A 26,198-nucleotide genomic window follows, 5' to 3' on the forward strand; every position below is an offset into this window, starting at 1 on the left:
CATGGCCGCTGAAAACACCCAAGTCCGCACGCGCGGCTTTACCCTGATCGAATTGCTGGTGGTGCTCGGCATCGTGGCGTTGCTGCTGACCCTGGCCGTGCCCCGCTACTTTCCCAGCCTCGACAAGGCAAAGGAAACCGTGCTGGCGGACAATTTGCGCAATCTGCGCACGACCATCGACCAGTTCCACGGCGATACGGGGCGCTATCCCGATTCGCTGGAGCAACTGGTGGAAAAGAAATACCTGCGCGCCATGCCCATCGATCCCATCACGGAGAGCGACAGCAGCTGGCTCATCGTACCGCCGCCCGACGATACGCCGGGCCAGGTGTATGACGTGAAAAGCGGCGCGCCCGGCAAGGACCGCAGCGGCACGCCGTTTGCCGACTGGTAGCGGCCATGCACCGTTCTGCGCGCCGCCAGCGCGGTTTTACGTATCTGGGCCTGATCATTCTGGTGGCCATCCTGGGCTTGGTAGGGGCGGCCGGGCTGAAGATGGGTTCCTTGCTGCAGCGCCAGGCGGCCGAGCAGGAATTGCTCGACATCGGCGCGCAGTTTTCGGATGCCCTCTACAGTTATGCGGCCGCCACGCCGCCGGGCCAGCCGCAACAGCCGCCCAGCCTTGCCGCCTTGCTGCGCGATCCCCGTACGCCCCAGTTGCGCCGGCATCTGCGCAAGCTGTTTGTCGACCCCATCACGGGCCGCGCCGAGTGGGGCTTGCTTTACCAGCCCGGCAGCAACGGCATCATTGGCGTGCACAGCCTGTCGCAGGCGGCGCCATTAAAGGTCGGCAATTTCGAGGCCCGGTTCGCTGGCTTCGAAGGCAAGGCGCATTTCTCGGAATGGCGCTTCATGGTCGATGCCCGGGTGTCTTCCGTGCCGACTGCGGGACCGGCAGCTGTGCCGGCGAGTGATGAGGCGGGCATCGCGCCTGCCTTGCCGGTGCCACCGTTGTTTTCTCGCCCTGTTACTCCACCGCAAGAACAATCGCCATCAGCGCCAATTGAGCAGCCTGAACCGCAAAATTCAGATGAAAACACTGCCGAGTAGGCGTTTTCACCTCAAAACGTAACAAAAATAAATGTATGCACCGGTAACTATTCTTGTGTGGAAATTAATAGATAGTGGCAAATAGTTCATTTCGAAAATACTTATCTCATATGAAACTTCGATAAAATATTTATAAGTAATTTGATGTGATTATGCTACCATTCTGTTCAGTACTTCCGGTACTAAAACTATTGGTGGCCTGCGCATTGCAGCCATAAATTACTTTTTAAGGGATAAACTATGAAATTGAAATTTATCGCTGCAGGTATCATGGCAGCAGCATCGTTCAGCGCATCGGCAGCAACCTATGACCTGGGCATCCTGGATCCAACCGGTTCCGATACCCTGTCGGCTTTCACGACCAAGTTCGCCATCAATTCGGATATCAATGATTCGTGGACTTTCCAGTTGCTGGCCCCATCGTCGACCTCGTTCGGTGCATTGCAAACGTTCTCCGTTGCTAACGGCGCGATCAAGGATTTCGCTGCTACTCTGGTCGGCTATGGCGACCTGACCAAGAGCACGGCTAGCGGCATCCAGAATCTGAGCTGGGCAGGTCAATTGGCTGCAGGCACCTACACGGTGCAAGTCACGGGCCTGACCCTGGTGAAAAATGTTCAGTACGTAGGCACGGTTTCGGCCCTGCCAGTACCAGAACCAGAAACCTATGGCATGCTGCTGGGCGGCCTGGCGCTGGTTGGTGCTGTGGCCCGCCGCCGCGCCAAGAAAGCTGCTTAAGCTTACGCTGCAATGAAAAAAACCCGCTTCGGCGGGTTTTTTTTCGTCTGAATCAGCTGCTTGATGCGAGACGCCGGCAACAGCGTCCTGCGCAATCACGCGTGGCGCTTGAAATCGCGGAAGCGGAAGCCTACGGCAAATAAGGTGGCAAAGTACGCCACGCCGCACAGGGCCACCACCAGGGCCAGCGCGCCGGCACGCAGCAGCGGATGGGCTTGCATGGCGATCCAGTCGATGCGCACGGCGCCCGCATACGCCACGCCGCCCATCACGATGAGTGCCGGCAGCAGGCGCAGGAAGAACTTGGCCCAGCCCGGTTTCGGCTGGTAGATGCCGCGCCTGCGCAAGCCCCAGTACAGGAAGCTGGCGTTCAGGCAGGCGCCCAGGCCGATCGACAGGGCCAGGCCGGCCACGGCGATGTAGGGCACGAACAGCAGATTCATCAGCTGTGTGGCGATCAGCACGCCGATGGCGATCTTCACGGGCGTGCGGATGTCCTGGCGCGCATAGAACGCGGGCGCCAGGGTCTTGACGAGGATGATGCCGATCAGGCCCAGGCTGTAGGCCACGAGTGGCTGCGTCGACATGGTCACGGATTCGGCCGTGAACTTGCCGTAGTGGAAGAGGGTGGCGATCAGCGGCGTGGCCAGGGTCGCCATGCCGACGGCGGCGGGCAGGGCCAGCAGGAAAGTCAGGCGCATGCCCCAGTCCAGCAAGGCCGAGTATTCCGTCTTGTCGCCATCCACGTTCGCCTTCGACAGGCTGGGCAGCAAGATGGTACCCAGGGCCACGCCCAGCATGGCGGTGGGGAACTCCATCAGGCGGTCCGCATACGACAGCCAGGAAATGCTGCCCTCGGCCAGGCGCGACGCGATGCTCGTATTGATCATCAGGCTGATCTGCGCCGCCGAGACGGCGAACACAGCCGGTCCCATCTTCTTCAGCACGCGGCGCACGCCGCCGTCGGACAGGCCGATGGCGGGATTGATCGACAGGCGCGGCAGCATGCCGATCTTGATCAGCGCGGGAATCTGGATGGCCACCTGCAGCAGGCCGCCGGCGAACACGGCAATCGCCATGGCGTAGATCGGCTGCTTCAAATAGGGCGCGAGGAACAGCGAGGCGGCGATGAATGACAGGTTCAGCAGCACCGGCGTGAATGCGGGAATCTTGAATTCGCGCCAGGTATTCAAGATGCCGCCAGCCAGGGCCACGAAGGACATGCAAGTAATATAAGGGAACATCAAGCGCGTCATCCACACGGCCGCGTCAAAAGCGCCCGCATCCTTGGTCAGGCCCGTGGCGATCAGATACACGAACCAGGGCGCGCCGATGATGCCGATGGCGGACACGAGCAGAGTGGCCCAGACGAGCGTGGTGGCCACGTGGTCGGCCAGCTGCTTGCTCGCTTCCTGGCCGTGCTGGTTCTTGTATTCAGACAAGATCGGCACGAAGGCTTGCGAGAACGCCCCCTCGGCAAACAAGCGGCGCAACAGGTTGGGGATGCGGAAGGCAACAATGAATGCGTCCGTGTAGGCGCCGGCGCCAAAGGCGCGCGCGAACAGGCTTTCGCGCAATAATCCGGTTACACGGGACAGCATGGTCATGCTGGAGATGGCGGCGAGGGTTTTAAGCAAGTTCATGGGGGCAGATTATAGCCGGGCGCGGTACCGTTAAACGGTTAAAATATGGTAACAATTGCCGCCGATTCGCCCTTGCCAGCCTCATTTTCACGTGTTTTTGGCGTGACACACGGTTTTTTGATTTGCCCCCGCTTGAAAATATCGCTATAATCGAAGGCTGTACAGAATTCTGTTACGCAGACACTAATGTTTGACAGGCACTGGTTTGGCACACATGGTTCGGCAGACGCACAGAACGCACCGGTTGGCAAACACTAATGTTTGCAAACGCACTTTGACCCTGTTTTAGGAAATTCCATGGCAAATACCGCACAAGCGCGCAAACGCGCTCGTCAAGCAGTTAAGCAAAACGCACACAATTCGTCCCAACGTTCGACCTTGCGCACGGCTATCAAAGCTGCTCGCAAAGCGATCCAGGGCGGCGACAAGGCAGCTGCTGCTGCAATCTTCCAAGCATCCGTGTCGACCATCGACCGTATCGCTGACAAGAAGATCATCCACAAAAACAAGGCAGCTCGCCATAAGAGCCGTCTGGCAGCTGCTTTGAAAGCACTGTCCGCTTAATATTCGCCAGCAGGCAAGCCACCACGGTGGCCTTGTCTGTGCCGGTACGCTGGCACTGGTTGAAAAGCAAAAACCCGCAGATTCGTTCTGGCGGGTTTTTTCGCGTTTTTATTCTGATTTTTAAGGCCGCATCCGCTAGCGGCCCGCCGCCATGGCCTAGCGCGCCGCCGGCAAGTTGCCGATGCTCATGCCCGGTTTGATGTTCTTTTGCTTGAACCAGCCCAGATGCATTTCCAGCGCATAGCGCACAGGCACGGTCTTCGTGGAGCAATGGCTGTCGAGCGTGTGCGGCTGCATGTCTTCGATGTTGACGATCTTGCCGCTGGCATCGATAAAGGCCACCGACAGGGGCAGCGGCGTGTTTTTCATCCACATGCATTGCGTGGATGGGTTGCCAAAAACAAACAGCATGCCTGCATTGGCCGGCATCTTTTCACGGTACATCAAGCCCTGTTCGCGCTGCTCTTCCGTGGCGGCCACTTCCGCCTGGATCAAATGCATGCCGGCCGACAGTTGCAAGCTCCTGGTTTGCGCCTGGGCCATGCTGGCGCAAGACAGCAGGGCGATGGACAGGCTGAGACGGCAAAGGGAATTTTTCATGGGGCGGGACGGTGGCTGCGAAGCGGCGATTAAGCCACGCTGGCGGCTGGCTGGTCAAGCATGCTGCCCGGCCGCATCGAAAGCGTGGGGTTACAGCAACATGCTCGCCGTCGTCAGCCCGGGACTGCGCTTATTTCACGGGCTTGCCTGCTTCAGCGGCCGGCTGCTTCGTCTTGCGCGCCTGGGGAATCAGGCGCGGCGCATCGGTTGCGGCCGATGCGTTGACGGAGGCGGACGCCGGCGGCACGGGCTTGCTGGCGTCGGTGGCGGCCGAGGCGTGGCTGGCTGCCGATGCGGGTGGCGGCTTGACGGCATCGGTCGCGGCGGATGCGTGCACCTGGGCGCCCGACTGGGCCAGTGCGGCACCGGCGAGCAGGGAAGCGGCCAGGGTTAAAATTACTTTTTTCATCATCTTTCCTTTTCCGTCATGTGAAGGTTAGATGATTTTAATGCATTATCTAAAAATAAATAGTGCTTATTGGAAAAATTCGCTACCATCGCCGTTCTTTCTTGTGCTGCTTACGCCTTGCCAATGTTTTCGGCTGGCACTTCGCACCATTCGCCGGGCATCAATGGATGGCTGGCCAGCGAGAACGGGCCGATGGCGCTGCGCACCAGGCGCAGGGTGGGCAGGCCGACAGCCGCCGTCATGCGCCGCACTTGGCGGTTTTTTCCTTCTTTCAAGGTGATCGCCAGCCACGAGGTCGGCTTGTCGGCACGCGCGCGGATCGGTGGATTGCGGGGCCACAGCCAGTCCGGCTCGGCGATGCGCACGGCCTTGCACGGCTTGGTGATGAAGTCGCCCAGGTCCAGCGGCGCTTGCAGGCGCGCCAGGCTGGCCGCATCGGGCACGCCGTCGACTTGCACCAGGTAGGTTTTCGCTTCCTTGCGGTCCGGGTGGCTGATCTCGTGCTGCAGGCGGCCGTCGTCCGTCAGCAGCAGCAAGCCTTCGCTGTCGGCGTCGAGCCGGCCGGCCGGATAGATGCCTGGGATGGTGAGATGGTCGGCCAGGGTGGTGCGGCCATCCTGCGGCGAAAATTGGCACAGGACCTGGAATGGTTTATTGAAGAGAATGAGTGGCATGCTGGATAAATGGATGCAAACGAGGGTGGCTGCTGGTCGGCGCCGCAAAAGCGTGGCGCCCTGTAAGATACTGGTGCATAATGTGAAACGTTAGTCTTATGTCTTATAGAAGACTATGGCGATGCGCTTCTTTGGCGATGCCGATGGCCCGAGTGTTCTTTCCCTGCTAAAGTGCGTTGTTGCCGCCCTGTTCGGACTTGTTTTTGTAAACTCTGCAATCGCAGAGCGCGTCGCCGGCCTGTGTTGCCCGCCAGCGGTGTGTCCCACTTCGGAGATCACGATGTATCAACATATCACTGTACCTGCTGACGGCCAAAAAATCACCGTCAACGCCGATTTTTCGCTGAATGTACCAGATAATCCCATCGTTCCCTTCATTGAAGGCGATGGCACGGGCATCGATATCAGCCCGGTCATGATCAAGGTGATCGACGCTGCCGTGGCCAAGGCCTACGGCGGCGCGCGCAAGATCAGCTGGATGGAAATCTACGCAGGCGAAAAATCGACGAATGTGTACGGCCCCGATGTGTGGCTGCCGGAAGAAACACTGGAAGTGCTCAAGGATTATGTCGTTTCCATCAAGGGCCCGTTGACGACGCCTGTCGGCGGCGGCATCCGTTCGCTGAACGTGGCATTGCGCCAGCAGCTCGATCTGTACGTCTGCCTGCGCCCCGTGCGCTACTTCACGGGCGTGCCGTCGCCCGTGAAAGAGCCGGAAAAGACGGACATGGTGATTTTCCGCGAAAACTCGGAAGATATCTATGCCGGCATCGAATACCAGCAAGGCTCGCCCGAAGCCAAGAAATTGATGGATTTCCTCGTCAATGAAATGGGCGTGACGAAGATCCGCTTCCCGGCCACGTCGGGCCTGGGCATCAAACCCGTGTCCATCGAAGGTACGGAGCGTCTCGTGCGCAAGGCCATCCAGTATGCGATCGACAATGACAAGCCATCCGTGACGATCGTGCACAAAGGTAACATCATGAAGTACACGGAAGGCGGCTTCCGCGACTGGGCGTATGCGCTGGCGCAAAAGGAATTTGGCGCCGAGTTGATCGATGGCGGTCCATGGTGCAAGTTCAAGAATCCGAAGACGGGCCGCGACATCATCGTCAAGGATTCCATCGCTGACGCGTTCCTGCAACAGATTCTGCTGCGTCCGGCCGAATACAGCGTCATCGCCACCCTGAATCTGAACGGTGATTACATTTCCGATGCGCTGGCGGCGCAAGTGGGCGGCATCGGCATCGCGCCAGGCGCCAACCTGTCCGACTCCGTCGCCATGTTCGAGGCGACGCACGGCACGGCGCCCAAGTACGCGGGCAAGGACTACGTCAACCCCGGTTCCTTGATCTTGTCGGCGGAAATGATGCTGCGCCACATGGGCTGGCTGGAAGCGGCCGATCTGGTCATTTCCTCGATGCAAAAATCGATCGCCTCGAAGCGCGTCACCTATGATTTCGCCCGCCTGATGGAAGGCGCCACACAAGTGTCGTGCTCCGGTTTCGGCGAGGTGATGATCGAGCACATGTAATAGAGGGGCAGGGCGCCGTGCGCCCTGCGGACGAAAAAAAACCCCGTTCGAAAACGGGGTTTTTCACATCTGAGGGCCGGCGATGCTTAGGCTGCTTGGATGTTGGAAGCTTGCTTGCCTTTAGGGCCTTGCGTGACTTCGAATTGAACTTTTTGACCTTCTTTGAGGGTCTTGAAACCGTTCATGTTGATTGCGGAGAAATGAGCAAACAAATCTTCGCCGCCATCATCTGGAGTGATGAAGCCAAAACCTTTGGAATCATTGAACCACTTAACTGTACCTGTTGCCATAAAAAGAACTTTCAAAATTAAAACAAATCACACGAGCCATAAAAGCAAGAAGCTTCTTGCCCCCTCCTCGACGTCTCACTTCTTATCAAGCTGTACATTACTGCAACAGTCGATACAGCATTGTTGGCGGAATAAATAATGAAGTCAAGCGCTTTTCCATCGATATTGCCAAATTCTTCACGACAACCAAAAAAGCAACTCTTGATTTTGACGGCAAGGTCGCCATCTGCGCACTATTAAGAAAACGCGTAAGATTGAAAACAATTGGAAAGGCGTAGATATTGCGCATGACAACCACTGTGAAAGCATTAGAATAAGCGTATGGCAACCAAGCACGACACAGAAACCCTGCTGGAGCGGCAAGTGCTGAAGCCGCCACCGCTCTACCAGGTGGCCTTGCTCAATGACGACTACACCCCGATGGAATTCGTGGTGGCCATCATTCAGGAGTATTTCAACAAGGACCGTGAAACGGCGACGCAAATCATGCTCAGTGTTCATCGCTACGGCAAAGGAGTGTGCGGCGTGTTCTCTAAAGATATAGCGTGTACCAAAGTGGAGTTCGTTTTAACGCATGCGCGCAAGGCGGGGCATCCCCTGCAGTGCGTGATGGAGGAAGTATGATTGCGCAGGAATTAGAAGTAAGTTTGCACATGGCGTTTGTCGAAGCTCGGCAGGCACGGCACGAATTCATCACGGTTGAGCATTTACTGCTGGCACTGCTGGACAATCCCTCCGCTGCCGAGGTGTTGCGTGCCTGCGCGGTCAATATAGAAGACCTGCGCAAGACCCTCACCAATTTCATCGGCGATAACACGCCGACCGTGCCTGGCACGGGCGAAGTCGACACCCAGCCGACGCTTGGTTTCCAGCGCGTGATTCAGCGCGCCATCATGCACGTCCAGTCCGCCTCGAACGGCAAGAAGGAAGTCACGGGCGCCAATGTGCTCGTGGCCATCTTCGGCGAAAAGGATTCGCATGCTGTTTACTACCTGCACCAGCAGGGCGTGACGCGTCTGGACGTGGTCAATTTCATCTCGCACGGCGTGCGCAAGGACCAGTCGACGGAAAGCGCGAAAGCCTCCGAAGGCGTGGAAGAAGCGCCTGTCGATGGCCAGCCGAAGGAAAGCCCGCTCGACCAGTTCACGCAAAACCTGAACAAGGCCGCTGCCGAAGGCAAGATCGACCCGCTGATCGGCCGCGAGGAAGAAGTCGACCGCGTGATCCAGATCCTGTGCCGCCGCCGCAAGAACAATCCGCTGCTCGTCGGCGAGGCGGGCGTGGGCAAGACGGCCATCGCCGAAGGCTTGGCCTACCGCATCACGCAAAGCGACGTGCCGGAAATCCTGCAGAATGCCGTCGTGTATTCGCTGGACATGGGCGCCTTGCTGGCCGGTACCAAATACCGCGGCGACTTCGAACAGCGCCTGAAAGCCGTGCTGAAGCAGTTGAAGGACAATCCAAACGGCATCCTGTTCATCGACGAGATCCACACCATCATCGGTGCGGGCTCGGCGTCGGGCGGCACCCTGGACGCGTCCAACCTGCTGAAACCGGCACTGGCGAATGGCCAGCTGAAATGCATCGGCGCGACCACGTACACGGAATTCCGCGGCGTGTTCGAGAAAGACCATGCCTTGAGCCGCCGCTTCCAGAAAGTGGACGTCAACGAGCCGACCGTCGAGCAAACCGTGCAAATCTTGCGCGGCCTCAAATCGCGCTTCGAAGAGCACCATGGCGTGAAATACTCGGCCTCGGCCCTGTCGACGGCGGCTGAACTGGCGGCGCGCTTCATCAACGACCGCCATCTGCCCGACAAAGCGATCGACGTCATCGATGAAGCGGGCGCGGCGCAGCGCATCTTGCCGAAGTCGAAGCAAAAGAAAACCATCGGCAAGGCCGAGATCGAGGACATCATTGCCAAGATCGCGCGCATTCCGCCGCAAACGGTGAACCAGGACGACCGCAGCAAGCTGCAGACGATCGACCGCGACTTGCGCAATGTCGTGTTCGGGCAAGATCCCGCCATCGACGCGCTGGCTTCGGCCATCAAAATGGCCCGTGCCGGCCTGGGCAAGACGGACAAGCCGATCGGCTCCTTCCTGTTCTCCGGTCCGACCGGCGTCGGCAAGACCGAGGTGGCCAAGCAACTGGCGTTTATCCTCGGTATCGAGCTGATCCGTTTCGACATGTCGGAATACATGGAACGCCACGCCGTCAGCCGTTTGATCGGCGCGCCACCGGGCTACGTCGGTTTCGACCAGGGCGGCTTGCTGACGGAAGCGATCACCAAGAAGCCGCATGCGGTCTTGCTGCTCGATGAAATTGAAAAAGCCCATCCGGACATTTTCAATATCCTGCTGCAAGTGATGGATCACGGCACCTTGACGGACAACAATGGCCGCAAAGCCGATTTCCGCAATGTGATCATCATCATGACGACCAATGCGGGCGCGGAAAGCTTGCAAAAGACGTCGATCGGTTTCACGAATTCGAAGCAGGCTGGCGACGAGATGGCCGACATCAAGCGCATGTTTACGCCGGAGTTCCGCAACCGTATCGACGCGACCATCAGTTTCCGTGCGCTGGACCAGGAAATCATCCTGCGCGTGGTCGACAAGTTCCTCATGCAACTGGAAGAGCAGTTGCACGAGAAAAAGGTCGAAGCCGTATTTACCGAGAAGCTGCGTGCTTTCCTCGGCAAGAAGGGCTTCGATCCGCTGATGGGCGCGCGGCCGATGGCGCGCTTGATCCAGGACATGATCCGCAAAGCCCTGGCCGACGAGCTGTTGTTCGGCCGCCTGGTTACCGGTGGACGTGTCACGGTCGACCTCGACGACAAGGACCAGGTCTTGCTGGAATTCCCGGAACCACCAGACGCGGCGCCGACGGCGGCACCGGAAACGGTGGAAGTGGAGTAATCGGCTCCTTCGCCAAGTGCGATCCAGAAACCCGCCCACGCAAGTGGCGCGGGTTTTTTTACGTCTTTGTGGGCAATAAAGAAGGTTTTCTTTGGCCGCAGTTATGCCAGAATTGCTGACCGGTATCGACATGATGTCCATGCCGTCTCATCGCCCTGACCGCTATCTGGATGCCCACATGAAAATTTCCCGCACTCTTGCCTTGCTCCTGTTGTCCGCCGGCCTGCTGGCTGACGCTGCTGCCGCGCCTGCCGGCAGCTATTTCCGTTTTCCCGCCGTGCGCGGCGACACCGTCGTCTTCACGGCCGAAGGCGATTTGTGGAAAAGCAATCTGCGCGGCGGCGCGGCGCAGCGCCTGACCACGCATCCCGGCTATGAAACGAACGCGGCGATTTCGCGCGACGGCCAGTGGCTGGCGTTTTCCGCCGCCTACGAAGGGGCGCAGGAAGCGTATGTGATGCCGTTGGCAGGCGGCTTGCCGCGCCGCATTTCGTATGACAATGGCGGCGTGCTGGTGCTGGGCTGGACGGCGCAGGGCGAAGTACTGGTCAGCACGCAAAACACGGATGGCCCCGCATCGCGCCGCATCGTCGCCGCCATCGACCCCGTAAAACAGACGCGGCGCGTGTTTCCCGTGGCCGACGCCAACGACGCCGTGCTCGACGACTCTGGCAAGACGCTGTTCTTCACGCGTTTCGGCCTGGCCATGACCAACGACAATGTGCGCAACTACCGGGGCGGCGCGCATGCCACCCTGTGGCGCTTTGACCTCGATGGCAAGGGCGAGGCCGTGCGCATGCATACGGAGCCTGCCGTGTCGGCGGGCAACAACAAGCGCCCCATGTGGTGGCAGGGCCGCGTCTATTACATCAGTGACGAGGGCGGCAGCGACAATCTGTGGAGCATGCTGCCCGACGGCTCCGACCGCCGCGCCTTGACGACCCACACGCAGTGGGATGTGCGCAATGCGCAGCTGGGCGATGGCAAGATCGTGTATCAATTGGGCGCTGATTTGCACGTGCTGGACCTGGCGGCAGGGACGGACTCGTCGCCTTTGCCGATCAGCCTCGTGTCCGACTTCGACCAGCAGCGCGCGCGCCAGATCCGTTCGCCGCTCGACACCCTCTCCAATGTGCAGCTCTCGGGCAAGGATGAGCGCATCATCCTGACGGCGCGCGGCAAGGTCAGCATCGCCGGCACGGGCAGCCTGCGCCGTGTCGACATCGCCATTCCCGATGGGGCAAGGGCGCGCGACGCCATCTTTTCCAGTGACGAAAAATCCGTGTTCGCCATCGTCGACACGAGCGGAGAGAATGAAATCTGGAAATACGCCGCCGATGGCTCGGGCAAGGGCGAGCAGCTGACGACGCAGGGCGATAACCACCGCTGGAAACTGTACCCGTCGCCGGACGGGCGCTGGCTGGCCCACACGGACAAGAAGGGCCGTTTCTGGCTGCTGGACCTGACGACCAGGGGCAATCAGCTGATCGACGATGCGGGCAAGGCGGGCGTGGACAAGCACGACGAAGTGCAATGGTCGCCCGACAGCCGCAACCTGGCCATCGTGCGCGTGGCCAGCAACGAGCAGCGCGAGCAGATCGGCCTGTATAACCTCGCATCGAAACAGCTGCAGTTCGTCACCAGCGACCGCTACACGTCCGGTTCGCCCGTGTTTTCGCCCGACGGCAAGTGGTTGTACTTCCTGTCGGCGCGCAATTTCCAGCTGGCCAACGGCTCGCCATGGGGCGACCGCAACATGGGTCCCGTGTTCGACAAGCGCGTCGGCGTGTATGCGCTGGCGCTGCAGCCGGGCAACCGTTTCCCGTTCCAGCCCGACGATGAGCTGAGCCGTCCTGGCGTCAAGCCGGCCGAGACGGACGATGAAAAGGCGGCCGAACAGGCGGCGGAAAAGGCATTGGAAAAGGCCGGCGGCAAGTCGGCCGTGAAGAAAGCGCCGGTCGCCTTGCCGGCCATCGTCAGCCAGGGCCTGGCCGAGCGTTTGTATGAAGTGCCGCTGGCGGCGGGCAACTACAGCGCGCTGGCCGCCGACGACAAACGCCTGTATTTCCTCGAGCGCGACAGCGGCGAGAACAAGTCCAGCCTGAAGACCTTAGCGATTGGCAATACCGGCTCCAAGCCGGAACTGCTTGTGGCCAATGTGCGCGAATTCGACCTGGCGCAAGATAAAAAGCATTTGTACTACAGGACGGCGGCAGCCACCGGCCCGGGCGAGATGCTGGTGATCGAGGCGGGCGCCAAGCTGCCGACCGACCTGTCGAAATCCAAGGTCAAGGTCGACGACTGGACGTTTGTGTCGAATCCGCGCCTGGAATGGAAGCAGATGTTCAACGATGCCTGGCGCCTGCACCGCGACTTCCTGTACGACGCGAAGATGCGGGGCGTGAACTGGAAGGCGGCGCGCGACAAATATGCGCCGCTGGTCGAGCGGGTCACGGACCGCGCCGAGCTCAATGACGTGCTGGGCATGATGGTGGCCGAAGTGGGCGCCCTGCATTCGCAGATCCGTCCCGGCGAATTGCGCCGCACGGAGCAGGAAGGCACGCCGGCGGGCCTGGGCGCCGTGCTGGCGCGCACCAGCGAGGGCTACCGGGTCGAGCATGTCTACCGCAGCGAAGCGGAATTGCCGTCGGCGCGCGCACCGCTGTCGCGCCCCGAAGTGGATGTGAAGGTGGGCGACGTGATCACGGCCGTCAACGGCAAGGACGTGCTGGCCGCGCGCGACATCAGCGATTTGCTGTTGAATCAGGCCGACAAGCAGGTGCTGCTGCAAGTCAAACGGAGCAAAGGCGCGCCGCGCGCCGTCATCGTCACGCCCGTCAACATGGCGAAACAGACGGCGCTGCGCTATGGCGACTGGGAATTGAGCCGCGCCGAGCAGGTGGCTGCCGCCTCGCAGGGACGCATCGGCTACCTGCACCTGCGCGCCATGGGCGCCAATGACATCGCCTCGTTCGCGCGCGATTTTTACGCGAATATCAACCGCGAAGGCTTGATCATCGACGTGCGGCGCAATAACGGCGGCAATATCGACAGCTGGATCATTGAAAAACTGCTGCGCAAGGCCTGGGCTTACTGGGCGCCGCCTGGCGTGCAGCCATCGTCGAACATGCAGAACACCTTCCGCGGCCATTTGGTGGTGCTGGTCGATGAACTCACGTATTCCGATGGCGAGACCTTCGCGGCCGGCATCAAGGCATTGAAACTGGCGCCGCTGGTGGGCAAGCGCACGGCCGGCGCCGGCGTCTGGCTCAGCGACAATACGCGCCTGGCCGACAACGGCATGGCGCGCGTGGCGGAAAACGGCCAGTTCGGCATCGATGGCCAGTGGCTGATCGAAGGCGTGGGCGTGGTGCCGGACGTGGAGGTGGAAAACCCGCCGCACGCCACCTTCAATGGCGCCGACCGCCAGCTGGAAGTGGCGCTCGACATGCTGGCGAAAAAGCTCAAGGAGCAGCCGCGCCCCGCCTTCCAGGCGCAGCCTATCCCCGCGCTGAAGTAAGGCGGCTACAGGCCGCAGGCGGCCTTGAACTGCTGCGCGCGGCGGCGCGACACCTCGACCACGCTGCCGTCCTGCAGGTGCAGGGCTAGGCCATCGGCGGCGTTCGGCGCCAGCTGCGCCACCTGCGCCAGGTTGACGATCTGGCGCCGGTTGGCGCGCAGGAACAGGGCGGGATCGAGCTTTTCTTCCAGCTGGTTCAGGGTGCGCAGCATCAGCGGCCGCTGCGCGCCGAAATGCACGCGCGTGTAGTTGCCTTCCGATTCCAGCAGGCGGATATCGCCAAACGCGACGAACCAGCAGCGTTCCCCATCCTTGATGAATACCTTGCGCGGCGCAGGCGGCGGCACGGCTTGCACCCGCGCGCCGGCGCGCGCCAGCGCCGTGGCCAGGCGCGCCGCCTGCACGGGTTTTTGCAGGTAGTCGAGGGCGCTCACCTCGAACGCCTGCAGCGCGTACTGGTCGAAGGCCGTGCAAAAGATGACGTCGGGCGCCTCATCGAGCGCGGCCAGCAGGTCGAAACCGGAGCCGCCCGGCATCTGCACGTCGAGCAGCAGCAGGTCGGGGCGCAGCTTGCCGATCTGCGCGACGGCATCGGCCGCGCTGGCCGCCTCGCCGACGATCTCCACGGCGCCGTGCTGCACATGCGGCGCCAGCAGCCGGCGCAGCTCGGCGCGCGCCAGGCGCTCGTCATCGACCAGCATGACCTTGAGCGGCGCTCCATTCATGGCGGCTCCGGCAGGTCGATGGTGGCGTAGATCCAGCCCGCCTCTTGGCGCAAGGCCAGGCTGGCGCGCTCGCCGCAGGCCAGCTGCAAGCGCTGGCGCGCATTGCGCAAGCCGATGCCGGTGGAGCCGGACGCGCCGCGCAGTTGGCCCGTGTTGGCCACCTCGATCTGCAACGTACCCGTGCCAGCGCTGCGCTGCGCGGCAATGCGGATGTCGCCGCCATCGGCGCTCGCTTCGACGCCATATTTGACGGCGTTTTCCACCAGCGTTTGAACGGCCATGGGCGGCACGCGCACATGTTCCAGAGTGGGCGCGCTGATCTCGATCGCGAAGCTGACGCGCAGGCGTTCCTCGAAGCGTATCTGCTCGATGGCCAGGTAAGCGCGCACGGCGTCCAGTTCGGCCGCCAGCGGCACGGTGGCGTGCTGGCCCGACTGCAGCGCGTGGCGCATCAGGCCCGCCAGCTGGTCGATCATGTGCGCGGCCGCGTCGCGGTCTTCGAAGATCAGCGCGCGCACGCTATTGAGGCTGTTGAAGAAGAAATGCGGATTGACTTGCGCCTGCAGGGCGCGCAGTTCCGCTTCCCGCCCATGCAGCTGCAGGCGCAGGGTTTCCGCTTCCAGGTGGGCGGCGCGCCGCAGCGACAGCGCGGTAAAGTAAAACACCGTCCAGGTCAAAAATACCCCGAACCAGAACAGCAGCGCACCGGGCAGCCAGGCCAGGCCGCGCAGGACATCGGGCGGATACATGACGTGGAAGGCGGCCGTCACGCTGGCCGTCTGGATGGCGGCCAACAGCAATAATGATGGCAGCACGCGTGTCCAGCGCATGCCGCTCGCCACCCAGCCGCGCCGGAGCAGGACGCCATGCCACAGGTGCGACAGCAGCAGCCCGCCCAGCGAACCCCAGCAGGCAATCGCCACGACGATGCGCAGCTGCGAGGCGCCGCCATACACGCTGTTGAACAGGGCGAGCGCACCCCAGCCGGCCAGCTGGAAGGTCCAGTACCAGTTGATCCTGGCCAGCAGCGGCGGCCGGTACAAGGGTGCGTTCACCGCCTAGTCCAGGAACTGTTCGATGCGCGCAACCATCCAGTCCGGCTGGTCGTACATGATGAAGTGGCGCGCCGTGTCGGCCAGCGCGATCTGCACGCCGGGCAGCTGTGCATACTGCCGCTGGAAGGTCGCTTCGATGGCGGCGCGCGGCGCGTAGTCCTTGTAGGCGATCCAGGTGCCCAGCACCAGGGTCGGCGATTTTATTTTCGCCACGTCCTGGCGCAGGTCGCTGGCAATCAGGGTGCCCATGGCGTTGATCACCGTTTCGCGGTCCGAGCGCTGGCCCCAGCCGATGATGCGTTCCACGTCGGTCGGCGCCGTTGCCATGCTGGTGACGGTGCGGCGCTGGCTGGCGATGGTGGTCGCCGCATCCTGGGCGCGCATGGCCGATTGCATCTGCGTCGCCATGGCTTGCAGCTGCGGTGGTGTGATGGAGGGCAGCTGCGTCGCGCCCAGCGCCGGCAGCGAGTCGACGATCACCAGCTTGCCCGTTTGCGCCGGATGGTCGATGGCCATTTTCAGGGCCAGGAAGCCGCCCAGGCTATGTCCGATGATGGCCGGCTGGCTCAGTTTTTTCGCCACGATGTAATCGGCCAGCTGTTGTTCCGCCTGCGCCAGCAGGTCGCCTTCGATGGGCGCCGCGCCGGCAAAGCCGGCCAGTGTCAGCACGTGGCATTGGCGCGCGGCTTGCGGGCCGCACAGGCGCGCCACCGTGCCTTGCCAGACTTCGCCCGATGACGCCAGGCGGGGAATCAGGATCAGCGGGCGGCCCTGGCCCGTGACGTCGACCGTGAAGGCCGCAGGCGCGGCGGCCTGGCTGGCACCCGCCAGCAGCACGCCGGCGAGCAGGATACAAGTTTGCAGTGTTCGTTTCATTGGGTACTCCTCCTTGACGACCATGCTAGCGGCGTCGGCGTGCGGCCGCCAGCGCCGCGGGATGAGCGGCGGCAGGGCGGGATGAGCGGTTCATATCCACACATCCTGGTCCTGGCAATGGTCGGGAAGGTAGGTCAGGTACTGCACCATGCGCGGCGCCGGGCCGCGGTTGGGCGTGGCGCAATGGGGCAGGGCCTGGTGCCAGATGATGAAATCGCCGGCCATGCCGTCGACGGGCACGGGCCGCAAGTTGTCGATCGCCCATTCGCGCGGCTGGCGGCCCGGCGGCACTTGCCGCAGCCAGTCGGCCATGCGGTGCTGGAAGCCGGGCACGCAATGGAATGCGCCGTGCTGCGCGGGACAGTCGCTCAGGTACAGCATGCCTTGCAGCTTGAAGGGAACCGGCTGTTGCAGGCTGACGTCCCAGTGCAGGGCGCTTCCAAGGAAGCGGTGCTGCGGTGTTTCCGGCGGATTGAAACTGACCTTGTCGATGCTGGCGTAGATGCCGGTGCCGGTGCCGTACAGTTGCTGGAAGGCGTGGCGGATGTGCGCGCTGTGGCGGTTTTCCTCGAGGGCCCGATGGTCGGAAAACTGCAGCATCAGGCCCCGCTTGCCCGGGTGCGGCTGGTACCACGATGCCGGATCATCGGGGCTGGCGCCCAGGTAGTCCCAGATGGCCGCCCGGGCAGCTGCGCACTGCGTGCGCGGTACGGCGCCGCGCAGTACCAGATAGCCGTGCTCGTCGAAATGGCGCAGCTCTGCGGCGGACAGCACGTCCTGGTGAGGGCTGGCGGCGTGCGTCGGACGGATGCGCGTGCGACCAGCCAGCCACGCCTGAAAGGCTTCCAGGGTAGGGCGTTGCTGGAACAGGAACTGCATGGCGTCTTCCATCGAAATGCCGCGCGCGTACAGCGCCTTGATGTCGCGGTGGTCGCGCGCCAGCCCCTGGTTGCCGCTCGCGCCACCATGTCCCGTGCAGCGTTGCCATAATTCGAGCAGGTGAGGCCAGTCGTCCATGGTGAGTAGGGAATGGTTGAAAAATCAGCCGGCGCGCAGGCGGCGCCACAGCGTGGTGCGGCTGATGCCGAGGTAGTGGGCGGCGGCGTCGCGGCGCCCGCCGAAGCGCGCCAGCACGGCGCTGGCGCTTTCGACTTCCAGGCGCGGTGCGGTGGCGGCAGGCTGCGGCGGCAGCGCCGGCGTGCCGGCAGCGTTGGCCAGTTCCGGCGCCACGCCCAGCACGAAGGCGGGCGTGAGCGCCTGCAGCGGTTCGGCGGCCAGGAACAGGGCCAGGCGCTCGGCCAGGTTGCGCAGTTCGCGCACGTTGCCGGGCCAGCCGTAGCGGCGCAGCAGCGGCGCGCAAGCCTGGATTTCCGCGTGCAGGTTGGGGTGCGGACGCGCGCCCAGCGCGGCCAGCGCATTTTTCAGCGACCATTCGGCCAGGCCGGGAATATCGCTGGCGCGTTCGCGCAAGGCGGGCAAATGCAGGCGCAGCACGGCCAGGCGGTAGAACAGGTCGGCGCGGAAGCGTCCTTCGCGGATGCGCTGTTCCAGGTCGCAGTGCGTGGCGCTGATGATGCGCACATTGATGGCGATGGGCCGCGTGCCGCCCACGCGCACCACTTCGCGCTCTTCCAGCACGCGCAGCAGGCGCGTTTGCAGGGCCAGCGGCATTTCGCCGATTTCGTCGAGGAACAGGGTGCCGTGGTTGGCCGCTTCGAACAGGCCCGCATGGCCGCCCCGGCGCGCGCCCGTGAAGGCGCCGTCCTCGTGGCCGAACAGTTCTGATTCCAGCAAGGACTCGGCGATGGCGCCGCAATTGATGGCGATGAAAGGCCGGTTAGCGCCCAGGCTGCGCGGGCTTTCGCGGTGGATCGCCTGTGCCACCAGTTCCTTGCCGCTGCCCGTCTCGCCCTGGATCAGCACCGTCGCCGGCGAGCGCGCATACAGCACCACCGACTGGCGCAGCGCTTCCATCGCTTCCGATTCGCCGCGCAGATCGTGCAGGCCGTGCCGTGCGCGCAGGGTGTCGGCCACCACCGCGCGGCGTCCCCGCGTCGATTCGATCTGCGTCAGGCGCGCCAGCTCCAGCGCATCGTCGAAGGCGCGCCGGATGGCCGTGGCCGAATACACGAAGACGGCGGCCAGCCCGGCCTCTTCGGCCAGGTCGGTGACGAGGCCCGCGCCGACGACGGCTTTCACGCCGGCCGCCTTCAGTTCATTGATCTGCGCGCGCGCGTCTTCCTCGGTGGCGTAGGTGCGCTGCGCGATCTGGAAGCCGAAGGTGGCGGCGAATTCGGCCAGTTCCGGCATCGGGTCCTGGTAGGTGACGACGCCGATGTGCGGCGAGATGCGCCGCGCGCGCGCCAGCGCCTGCATCACGTCGTAGCCGCTGGCCTTGGCGATGATGACGGGTACCGACAGCCGGCCTTTCAGGTAGGCGCCGTTCGAGCCGGCCGCGATGACGGCGTCGCAGCGCTCGGTGGCCATGCGTTCGCGGATATGGCGCACGGCGTCGTCGAAGCCCAGGTTGATCGGTTCGATCGTCGCCAGGTCATCGTACTCGAGCGTGATGTCGCGGAACAGGTCGAACAGCCGCGAGACGGAGACGGTCCAGATGACGGGTTTGTCGCGGTGATCGAGCGGAGGTTGGGGAGGGCGGCGCATGCTTTATTCTAAACGATTTGTTTCATTTTCTTGCCATGCAACGCGGTTGCAACAATCGTGTTGCAAGTGGTCTGTGGCGTTTCAGATATTGCCAATGAGGAATATGAAAAAACCCCGGGAAACTGGTTTATGATCTGACAGCACCATGATGCTTGTGAGAATTTTTGCCCAGGCACATGTTTATCTCGTCCTTAACCGTCCCATGGTGTCCATGAACCGCGTACCGACCAGTCCCGATTTCATCGCCGATGCCTTGCAGTTGATCGCCTTGCCGGCCTGCGCCTGCGATGCCTGCGGCATGGTGGTGGCGGCGAATGGCGCGTTGCAATCCTTGCTGGGCACGGATATAGCGGGCCGGCTGCTGGCCGACTGTTTTACGGACGCCTACCGTGCATCGAGCACGAGCATGCTGCGCGGCGCGCTCGGTGCGGCCGGGCGCGAGCGGCAGTGGGACAGCAGCCTGCAAGGGGTGTCGGGCGCCATCGCCGTGCAGGTCTGGTCGAGGCCGCTGCTGGTGGACGACGGCTTGCCGGGTGCGACCCTCGTGTTTGCCGACATCCGCGTGCAGCAGCGCGACCAGCAAGCCTTGCGCAAGTCCATGCTCGAGCAGCAGGCCATCCTGGAAAGCGCGGCCGTCGGCATCATCTTTTCCAAGGGCGGCTTCATCGAGGAGTGCAATATCCGCGCCGCCGAGATGCTCGGCTATGCGCGCCACCAGCTGACGGGCATGCCGGGCGCGGTGCTGTACCGCTCCGCCGAGCATTGCCGCGCCCTGGGACTGGAAGCGGCGCCGCTGCTCTCGAAGGGCAAGCCATACCGCACGGAGCTGGAATTGCGGCGCCAGGACGGCAGCTTGTTCTGGAGCCGTTTGCACGGGCGCGCCGTCGATCCCCTCAATACGCATGACGGCACGGTCTGGATCATCGAAGATATCAGCGACCACCGGCGCGATGAAGACCAGCTGCGCCGCGCCATGCTGGAAATGCAGGCCGTGATGGACAACGCGCCGCTGGCCATCGGCTTCCAGCGTGACAAGGGCGTGCTGCGCTACAACCGGCGCTTCGCCGAATGCTTCGGCTTCGATGGCGACAGCGGCGTAGGCCTGGCCGTCGCCGACCTGTATCCGTCGCGCGCGGCGTACGAGAGCGTCGTGCGGCAGGCCGCGCCCCTGCTGCGGCGCGGCCTGCCGTTCCAGGGCGAGATGGAAATGCGCCGCCGCGACGGTTCCACGTTCTGGGCGCTGGCCTACGGCTATGTGCTGAATCCGGAAAACCAGTCCGACCGCGCGCTGCGCGACACGATCTGGCTGTTCGATGACCGCAGCGCGCAGAAGGCGGCCGAGGAGGCGACGCGCCAGCTGATGCTCGAGCAGCAGGCCATCCTCGACAATGCCTCCGTCGGCATCCTGTTTTCGCGTTCGCGCCTGATCCTGCGCTGCAATCCCCGCTTCGCCGAAATGTTCGGCTACACGCAGGATGAGATGATCGGCCTGCCCGCCGCCGAGCTGTTTCCCTCGCCCGCCGCCTACGAGGCATTCGGCGTGCAAGCCACGCCGCTGCTGGGACAGGGCTTGCCTTACGAGCAGGACGAATCGCTGTTCCGCCGCCGCGACGGCAGCCTGTTCTGGTGCCGCATCCGCGCCAAGGCCGTCGACCAGACGCACAGCGAGCAGGGCGCCATCTGGATCCTCGAAGACATCACGGCCAGCCGCCAGGCGCAGATGGAAGTGGCGGCCATCATGACGAATGCCTCGGTCAGCATCCTGTACACGAAGAACCGCCAGATCACGCGCTATAACCTGGGCTTTGCCGCGATGTTCGGCTACAGCGGCGACGAGGCGCTGGGCTTGCCCGGGCGCGCGCTGTACGTGTCGCAGCAATCGTACGATTTGCTGGGCGCGGCCGCGTTTCCCTTCCTGTCTATCGGCAAGCCGTTCCAGACGGAAGTGGAGATGATGCGCCGCGACGGCAGCACTCTGTGGGCGCAGCTGATCGCCTATGTCGTCAATCCGGACGACCCGGCCGCCGGCACCATCTGGATCATCGAGGACCGCACGGAAGCCAAGCGCGCCGAAGAATCCCTGCGCAACGCGCTGCTGGAAAACCAGGCCATCCTCGACAGCGCCGTGCTGGGCATCTCGGTGATAGAGGGCGGCTACAATTTGCGCGCCAACAGCAAGATGGAAGAGCTGTTCGGCTATGGCCCGGGCGAGATCAACGGCCTGTCGGTGCAGGCCCTGTATCCGGACGTGGCCGCGTGGAAGGTGGCGCGCGGCGAGACGGCGCGCGATTTCGAGGCGGGCAGGGTCCACATGTCGGAATACCAGCTGGTGCGCAAGGATGGCAGCCGCTTCTGGGCGCGCCTGTCCGGCCGGCCGTTCGACCTGGCGCATGCGCATGGCCGTTCCGTGTGGCTGGTCGACGACGTGACGGCGCGCCGCGAGGCGGCCGAGGCGGTGCGCCGCGCGCGCGACGAACTGGAATTACGCGTGCAGGAACGCACGGCCGAACTGGCCGGCGCCAACCTGCTGCTGCAAGGCGAGATCGCCGAGCGGCGCCAGGCCGAGGCGCGCGTGCACCACATGGCCTACCATGACAACCTGACGGGCTTGCCGAACCGCGCGCTGCTGTCGGACCGGCTGGAACGGTCCATGCTGGCCTCGCAGCGCTCGGGGCGCAAGCTGGCCGTGATGTTCATCGACCTCGATCGCTTCAAGACGATCAACGATTCGCTCGGTCACATGACGGGCGACTTGCTGCTCAAGGAAGTGGCCGCCCGGCTGTGCGGCGCCGTGCGCGCCAGCGACACGGTGGCGCGCCTGGGCGGCGACGAATTCGTCGTGCTGGTGCCGGGCATCCGCAGCGGCGACGAAGCGGCGCGCGTGGCTGAAAAGATCATCGAAGCGCTCACGCCCGCCTTTCCGCTCGACGGCCATGTGCTGCACGTGACGCCGTCGATCGGCATCTGCGTGTATCCGGACGATGGCGGCGATGTCGACGCCCTGATGCGCCATGCCGATGCGGCCATGTATCACGCCAAGGGCAATGGCCGCAACAACTACCAGTTCTTCACGCAGACGATGAACCAGGCGGCGGCCCTGCATTTTGATCTGGAAAGCAGCTTGCGCACGGCGCTGGCGCTGCGGCAATTCGAGCTGGTTTACCAGCCGATCATCGATATCGCCACGCGCCGCCTGCACGGCATGGAAGTGCTGCTGCGCTGGCGTCGTCCCGGCCACGGCATGGTGCTGCCGGACCGCTTCATTCCCATCATGGAGGAAAACGGCTTGATCGTGCCCGTGGGCGAGTGGGTGATGCGCCAGGCATGCGAGCAAAGCATGGCCTGGCAGCGCATGGGCTTGCAGCCCGTGCCGCTGGCGGTGAACCTGTCGCCGCGCCAGTTCATGCACAAGGGCCTGGTGGCGGCGATTGGCGCCGTGGTGCGGGAAACGGGCATCGATCCGGCGCTGCTGGAATTCGAGATCACCGAGACGGCGCTGATGCAGCACGGCGAGCATACGCTGGAGATTCTGCGGCAGATCAATGGCATGGGCCTGCGCCTGTCGATCGACGATTTCGGCACCGGCTATTCCAGCCTCGCTTACCTGAAGCGCTTCCCCGTGAAGAAGGTCAAGATCGACCGCGCCTTCATCAAGGACCTCGAGCACAGCGCGGAAGACCGCGCCATCGTGGCGGCCATCATCGCGCTGGCCGACAGCCTGCAATTGTCGGCCGTGGCCGAAGGGGTGGAAACGGAAGAACAGTTCGCGCTGCTGCAGGCGAACGGCTGCCGCTATGCGCAGGGCTATCTGTTTTCCGCGCCGGTTCCAGCTGCCAATGCGCAATCGCTGCTGGAACGTCTTCCTGCTTAGTCGATCGTCGCGATGACGGGTGTATGGTCGGACGGCTGTTGCCAGTTGCAAGTGGTCCCCTGTCGATGATGCCCGTATCGGTCAGTCGATAGTGGCAACGACTGGCGCATGGTCGGACGGCTGTTCCCATTTGCGGGGCACGCGGTCGATCACGCAAGCCTTGCAGCGGCCAGCCAGGGCGGGCGAGAGCAAAATATGGTCGATGCGCAGGCCCTTGTTCAGGCGGAAGCCCAGCTGGCGGTAATCCCACCAGCTGAACGATTTGTCCGCCTGTTCGAACAGGCGGAAGGCGTCCGTCAGGCCGATGTCGAACAGACGCTGCAGGGCGGCGCGTTCCTTGTCCGAGACCAGTACCTGGCCAGCCCAGGCGACAGGGTCGTGCACGTCGCGGTCGTCGGGCGCGATATTGTAGTCGCCGACGACGGCCAGCTGCGGGTGCTGCAGCGCTTCTTCGGCCAGCCAGTCGTGCAGGGCGGACAGCCAGCCCAGCTTGTATTCGTATTTGTCCGAGTCGACGCTCTGGCCGTTCGGCACGTAGGCGCAAACGACGCGCACCCCGCCGATGGTGGCGGCCAGGATGCGCTGCTGCGCATCTTCATAGCGGGGATTGTTCTTGACCACGTCGGTGATCGGCAGCTTCGACAGGATGGCCACGCCGTTGTAGGTTTTCTGGCCGCTGAAGACCACCTGGTAGCCGGCCGCCTCGATCTCGGCGACGGGGAACTTGTCATCCGTGAGCTTGGTTTCTTGCAAGCACAGTATGTCGACCGGGTTGTCGGTCAGCCATTGCAGCACTTGCGGCAGGCGCACTTTGAGCGAGTTGACGTTCCAGGTGGCGAGTTTCATGGGAAAAATCCTTGCTTGAATAGGTGGCGATAGGCGCGAATCTTACCGCATGCGTGTCGATGGCGTCCTGCCCGGCTTACCGGGCATGGGCTTTATTTACTAGCAGGAAAAAAGGGGTGCCAATAAAGTATTTGTATTTAACCAATCGTGGCGCATGAATATTATGTTTTTGTGTATCATTGATCAACCCCTATGTTTGATTTGGCATAAGTGGCTGGCGTGGCAGGCTGCGTCTCGCTGTTTAGCGCGACAAAGGTGTAAAGTTTCTCGCTAAAACGCAATAAAAACTACTAAAATGGCACAATGTAACAACTGTGTCATACGGCTTTGTTACAGCCCAGTTAAGAACCGAACAGGAAGCAGTTGTAATTAGTTGTAATTGCTATTCCGATTACATGACCACTGTGCCGGGGACGGAGTGTCAATTCCATCCCTGGCGCCGCCAGACTTGTTATATAAATTGCAGTACTGTATCTATGAGACTGTTTTGCGACATCAATAGATGGTACTATTTTGAAATGTTGCAGTTTTAATAGTGAGACTTGCGCGTAGCATTTGCAAAGGAAGAAAATGCGAACTGCATTTGAAGCGTGGGCGCAGCGTGACGGCCACATTGTGCGGCGAAGAGAAGACAAACCGGATGAGTACCTGATTTTCGAGACCCAGCGCCGCTGGGTTATCTGGCAGGCCGCTCTGACGCATGGCAAGACGGCTGCCAAGCCGCGCGTGAGCGCGGCCGAAAAGGCGGCGAAAGCACAGCGCGCGCTGGAAATGTCCTCCGATGAAGCGACCGTGCGCAACAAGGTGCTCAATGAGGTGCTCGATGCCTTCAGCGGCGCCGATGGCGCGGCCGGTATGGAAGGCATACTGAAAGTGATCCAGGGCCTGAAGCAGAAGCAGAAGGCGCTGGCCGACGACAAGAGCGAAGATTCAACGGCTTGAGGGGACGGCGATGCGTTATCGGCACTACAAGGGCGGCATTTACGAACTGGTGTGCGAAGCCACGCTGGAAGCGGATCTGACGCCGATGATCGTCTATCGCGCCGAGGATGGTTCCATCTGGACCCGGCCGAAAGACGTGTTCTTTCAACTGATCGAAGTCGAAGGCGTCATGGTTCAGCGTTTCGCTCCCATCAACTGATGGCCGCCCGCGTGCGTGCCCGGGATTTTCTTCATGCGTAAATTGCTGCCTGCCGCTTTGGTGCTGGGCTTTGCCTGCGCCGCGGCACATGCCGAAACCATCGGTTCGGTCGACACGGTGTTCAAGCTGATCGGCCCTGACCACAAGATCGTCGTCGAAGCGTATGACGATCCGCGCGTTGCCGGCGTCAGCTGCTATCTGTCGCGCGCCAAGACCGGGGGGCTGAAGGGTGCCGTCGGCCTGGCCGAAGACAAGGCCGATGCGTCCGTGGCTTGCCGCCAGGTGGGGCCGCTGCAATTCAAGGGCAAGCTGCCGCGCCAGGAAGAAGTGTTTACCGAGCGTGCCTCGATCTTCTTCAAGCACGTGCGCGTCGTGCGCATGGTCGACAGCAAGCGCAATGCGCTCGTCTACCTCGTGTATTCCGACCGCCTGATCGAGGGCAGTCCGAAGAACAGCGTCACCGCCGTCGCCGTGCCCGGCGGCCAGCCGATTCCCGTCCGTTAAGCGAGCTAGCCATGCGCATGCCATCGTCTGCAGCCCTTGCCGCCAGGACGCTGCTGCTGTTTGGCCTGGGCGGCTGCGCCACGTTGACGGGCAACACCGAGCAGATGGTGCTGGTGCAAACCATCCAGGACAACCGCGAGCTGACGGGCGCCGGCTGCATCCTCAGCAACGACGTGGGCAAGTGGTTCGTCACCACGCCCGGACGCATCACCATCCGCAAGAGCCAGGAACCGTTGAAGGTCGATTGCCGCAAGCATGGCTCTCCCGCCATCGCGACGGACGACCATATCGATCCCAAGCTCAATGGCAGCGTCTGGGGCAATGTCATCCTGACCCTGGGCGTCGGCTATTTCGTCGACCGCAACACGGGCGCCGGCTTCGACTACCCATCTATTCTGACCATCGTCATGCAAGACCCGGCGCGCCTGGCGCCGCCGCCTCCGCCCGTTGCCGTGAAACCGCCGCCCGCCGTGCCGGAAACGGTGGTGCAGCCCAAGGTGGCGCCATCGCCGTTGCCCAATCCCGTCGTCTACTGATTAATACGCCACACATGAAAAAGCCGCCAGGGTCAGT

Annotated in this window: 24 protein-coding genes; 13 read left to right on the forward strand and 11 right to left on the reverse strand. The window is 62.5% G+C overall.

Going from position 1 to position 26,198, the window contains the following annotated elements; genetic code table 11:
- Nucleotide 1: 1 nt before the first annotated feature.
- The 3 genes from SKZ59_RS18240 to SKZ59_RS18250 all read left to right on the forward strand — a co-directional run bounded on the left by SKZ59_RS18240 (nucleotide 2) and on the right by SKZ59_RS18250 (nucleotide 1,788).
- Nucleotides 2-394, forward strand: a complete 393-nt coding sequence (locus tag SKZ59_RS18240) for a type II secretion system protein (protein ID WP_034751597.1) — start codon at nucleotides 2-4, stop codon at nucleotides 392-394.
- A 5-nt stretch (nucleotides 395-399) separates the two neighbouring features.
- On the forward strand, nucleotides 400-1,050 hold the full coding sequence (locus tag SKZ59_RS18245) for a type II secretion system protein (RefSeq protein WP_319992550.1): 651 nt from the start codon (nucleotides 400-402) through the stop codon (nucleotides 1,048-1,050).
- 240 nt (nucleotides 1,051-1,290) lie between these two features.
- The gene (locus SKZ59_RS18250; protein ID WP_072454501.1) at nucleotides 1,291-1,788 is read left to right on the forward strand and encodes an FxDxF family PEP-CTERM protein; all 498 of its coding nucleotides are present in this window, start codon (nucleotides 1,291-1,293) and stop codon (nucleotides 1,786-1,788) included.
- Between the two features lie 95 nt (nucleotides 1,789-1,883).
- Here the strand turns inward: SKZ59_RS18250 and murJ are convergent, their stop codons facing one another.
- Nucleotides 1,884-3,431 carry a murein biosynthesis integral membrane protein MurJ gene (murJ, locus tag SKZ59_RS18255; RefSeq protein ID WP_319992551.1) on the reverse strand — a complete coding sequence of 516 codons (1,548 nt, stop codon included), beginning with the start codon at nucleotides 3,429-3,431 and terminating at the stop codon, nucleotides 1,884-1,886.
- A gap of 297 nt (nucleotides 3,432-3,728) precedes the next feature.
- On the opposite strand from murJ, the gene rpsT reads away from it, so the two are divergent.
- Entirely contained in the window at nucleotides 3,729-3,995 is a 267-nt protein-coding gene (gene rpsT / locus SKZ59_RS18260; RefSeq protein ID WP_010395935.1) for a 30S ribosomal protein S20, read from the forward strand.
- 156 nt (nucleotides 3,996-4,151) lie between these two features.
- Here the strand turns inward: rpsT and SKZ59_RS18265 are convergent, their stop codons facing one another.
- From SKZ59_RS18265 to SKZ59_RS18275, 3 genes are all read right to left on the reverse strand, one after another.
- The gene (locus tag SKZ59_RS18265) at nucleotides 4,152-4,595 is read right to left on the reverse strand and encodes a DUF192 domain-containing protein (RefSeq protein WP_034751589.1); all 444 of its coding nucleotides are present in this window, start codon (nucleotides 4,593-4,595) and stop codon (nucleotides 4,152-4,154) included.
- Nucleotides 4,596-4,725: 130 nt separating this feature from the next.
- Nucleotides 4,726-5,007 (reverse strand): hypothetical protein, encoded by a 282-nt coding sequence (locus SKZ59_RS18270; RefSeq protein WP_319992552.1) that lies wholly within the window; start codon nucleotides 5,005-5,007, stop codon nucleotides 4,726-4,728.
- A gap of 107 nt (nucleotides 5,008-5,114) precedes the next feature.
- Nucleotides 5,115-5,678 (reverse strand): pseudouridine synthase, encoded by a 564-nt coding sequence (locus tag SKZ59_RS18275; protein WP_046682580.1) that lies wholly within the window; start codon nucleotides 5,676-5,678, stop codon nucleotides 5,115-5,117.
- 280 nt (nucleotides 5,679-5,958) lie between these two features.
- Here SKZ59_RS18275 and icd point away from each other — a divergent pair, with 280 nt between their 5' ends.
- The gene (gene icd, locus SKZ59_RS18280) at nucleotides 5,959-7,212 is read left to right on the forward strand and encodes an NADP-dependent isocitrate dehydrogenase (protein ID WP_046682579.1); all 1,254 of its coding nucleotides are present in this window, start codon (nucleotides 5,959-5,961) and stop codon (nucleotides 7,210-7,212) included.
- Nucleotides 7,213-7,298: 86 nt separating this feature from the next.
- On the opposite strand, the gene SKZ59_RS18285 is transcribed toward icd, so the two are convergent.
- A complete protein-coding gene (locus SKZ59_RS18285; RefSeq protein ID WP_010395943.1) occupies nucleotides 7,299-7,502 on the reverse strand; it encodes a cold-shock protein in 204 nt (67 codons plus the stop codon).
- Between the two features lie 321 nt (nucleotides 7,503-7,823).
- Here SKZ59_RS18285 and clpS point away from each other — a divergent pair, with 321 nt between their 5' ends.
- The 3 genes from clpS to SKZ59_RS18300 all read left to right on the forward strand — a co-directional run bounded on the left by clpS (nucleotide 7,824) and on the right by SKZ59_RS18300 (nucleotide 13,943).
- Nucleotides 7,824-8,126 carry an ATP-dependent Clp protease adapter ClpS gene (gene clpS, locus SKZ59_RS18290; protein ID WP_034751577.1) on the forward strand — a complete coding sequence of 101 codons (303 nt, stop codon included), beginning with the start codon at nucleotides 7,824-7,826 and terminating at the stop codon, nucleotides 8,124-8,126.
- Nucleotides 8,123-10,423, forward strand: a complete 2,301-nt coding sequence (gene clpA, locus SKZ59_RS18295) for an ATP-dependent Clp protease ATP-binding subunit ClpA (protein WP_034751575.1) — start codon at nucleotides 8,123-8,125, stop codon at nucleotides 10,421-10,423. The genes clpS and clpA overlap by 4 nt, the downstream gene beginning before the upstream one ends.
- Before the next feature lie 178 nt (nucleotides 10,424-10,601).
- Nucleotides 10,602-13,943, forward strand: a complete 3,342-nt coding sequence (locus SKZ59_RS18300) for a S41 family peptidase (RefSeq protein WP_319992553.1) — start codon at nucleotides 10,602-10,604, stop codon at nucleotides 13,941-13,943.
- Between the two features lie 5 nt (nucleotides 13,944-13,948).
- On the opposite strand, the gene SKZ59_RS18305 is transcribed toward SKZ59_RS18300, so the two are convergent.
- The 5 genes from SKZ59_RS18305 to prpR all read right to left on the reverse strand — a co-directional run bounded on the left by SKZ59_RS18305 (nucleotide 13,949) and on the right by prpR (nucleotide 19,263).
- The gene (locus SKZ59_RS18305; protein WP_070303842.1) at nucleotides 13,949-14,668 is read right to left on the reverse strand and encodes a LytR/AlgR family response regulator transcription factor; all 720 of its coding nucleotides are present in this window, start codon (nucleotides 14,666-14,668) and stop codon (nucleotides 13,949-13,951) included.
- Nucleotides 14,665-15,723, reverse strand: a complete 1,059-nt coding sequence (locus SKZ59_RS18310) for a sensor histidine kinase (protein ID WP_319992554.1) — start codon at nucleotides 15,721-15,723, stop codon at nucleotides 14,665-14,667. The genes SKZ59_RS18305 and SKZ59_RS18310 overlap by 4 nt, the downstream gene beginning before the upstream one ends.
- 3 nt (nucleotides 15,724-15,726) lie before the next feature.
- Complete coding sequence (locus tag SKZ59_RS18315; protein WP_319992555.1) at nucleotides 15,727-16,599, reverse strand: alpha/beta hydrolase; 873 nt, start codon at nucleotides 16,597-16,599, stop codon at nucleotides 15,727-15,729.
- Nucleotides 16,600-16,689: 90 nt separating this feature from the next.
- Complete coding sequence (locus SKZ59_RS18320) at nucleotides 16,690-17,616, reverse strand: phytanoyl-CoA dioxygenase family protein (RefSeq protein ID WP_319992556.1); 927 nt, start codon at nucleotides 17,614-17,616, stop codon at nucleotides 16,690-16,692.
- A gap of 24 nt (nucleotides 17,617-17,640) precedes the next feature.
- Nucleotides 17,641-19,263: a propionate catabolism operon regulatory protein PrpR gene (gene prpR, locus SKZ59_RS18325; RefSeq protein WP_319992557.1), complete on the reverse strand. Its 1,623-nt coding sequence runs from the start codon at nucleotides 19,261-19,263 to the stop codon at nucleotides 17,641-17,643.
- Nucleotides 19,264-19,474: 211 nt separating this feature from the next.
- Between prpR and SKZ59_RS18330 the strand changes: the two genes are divergently transcribed.
- Nucleotides 19,475-23,134, forward strand: a complete 3,660-nt coding sequence (locus SKZ59_RS18330; RefSeq protein ID WP_319992558.1) for a bifunctional diguanylate cyclase/phosphodiesterase — start codon at nucleotides 19,475-19,477, stop codon at nucleotides 23,132-23,134.
- An 81-nt stretch (nucleotides 23,135-23,215) separates the two neighbouring features.
- Here SKZ59_RS18330 and xth read toward each other — a convergent pair whose 3' ends face one another.
- Nucleotides 23,216-23,980, reverse strand: a complete 765-nt coding sequence (gene xth / locus SKZ59_RS18335) for an exodeoxyribonuclease III (protein WP_034751561.1) — start codon at nucleotides 23,978-23,980, stop codon at nucleotides 23,216-23,218.
- 570 nt (nucleotides 23,981-24,550) lie between these two features.
- On the opposite strand from xth, the gene SKZ59_RS18340 reads away from it, so the two are divergent.
- From SKZ59_RS18340 to SKZ59_RS18355, 4 genes are read left to right on the forward strand one after another with little or no spacing between them, the layout of a single operon-like run.
- Complete coding sequence (locus SKZ59_RS18340) at nucleotides 24,551-24,922, forward strand: hypothetical protein (RefSeq protein WP_034751548.1); 372 nt, start codon at nucleotides 24,551-24,553, stop codon at nucleotides 24,920-24,922.
- 10 nt (nucleotides 24,923-24,932) lie between these two features.
- Nucleotides 24,933-25,121, forward strand: coding sequence for a DUF1653 domain-containing protein (locus SKZ59_RS18345; protein ID WP_034751545.1), 189 nt, complete (start codon nucleotides 24,933-24,935; stop codon nucleotides 25,119-25,121).
- 33 nt (nucleotides 25,122-25,154) lie between these two features.
- The gene (locus tag SKZ59_RS18350; RefSeq protein ID WP_319992559.1) at nucleotides 25,155-25,625 is read left to right on the forward strand and encodes a CreA family protein; all 471 of its coding nucleotides are present in this window, start codon (nucleotides 25,155-25,157) and stop codon (nucleotides 25,623-25,625) included.
- A gap of 11 nt (nucleotides 25,626-25,636) precedes the next feature.
- On the forward strand, nucleotides 25,637-26,161 hold the full coding sequence (locus SKZ59_RS18355; protein WP_070303833.1) for a hypothetical protein: 525 nt from the start codon (nucleotides 25,637-25,639) through the stop codon (nucleotides 26,159-26,161).
- Nucleotides 26,162-26,198: the final 37 nt, after the last annotated feature.

Origin of the sequence: Janthinobacterium sp. GMG2 (assembly GCF_033949445.1) — a bacterium.
Taxonomy (GTDB): Bacteria; Pseudomonadota; Gammaproteobacteria; order Burkholderiales; family Burkholderiaceae_D; genus Janthinobacterium; species Janthinobacterium aestuarii.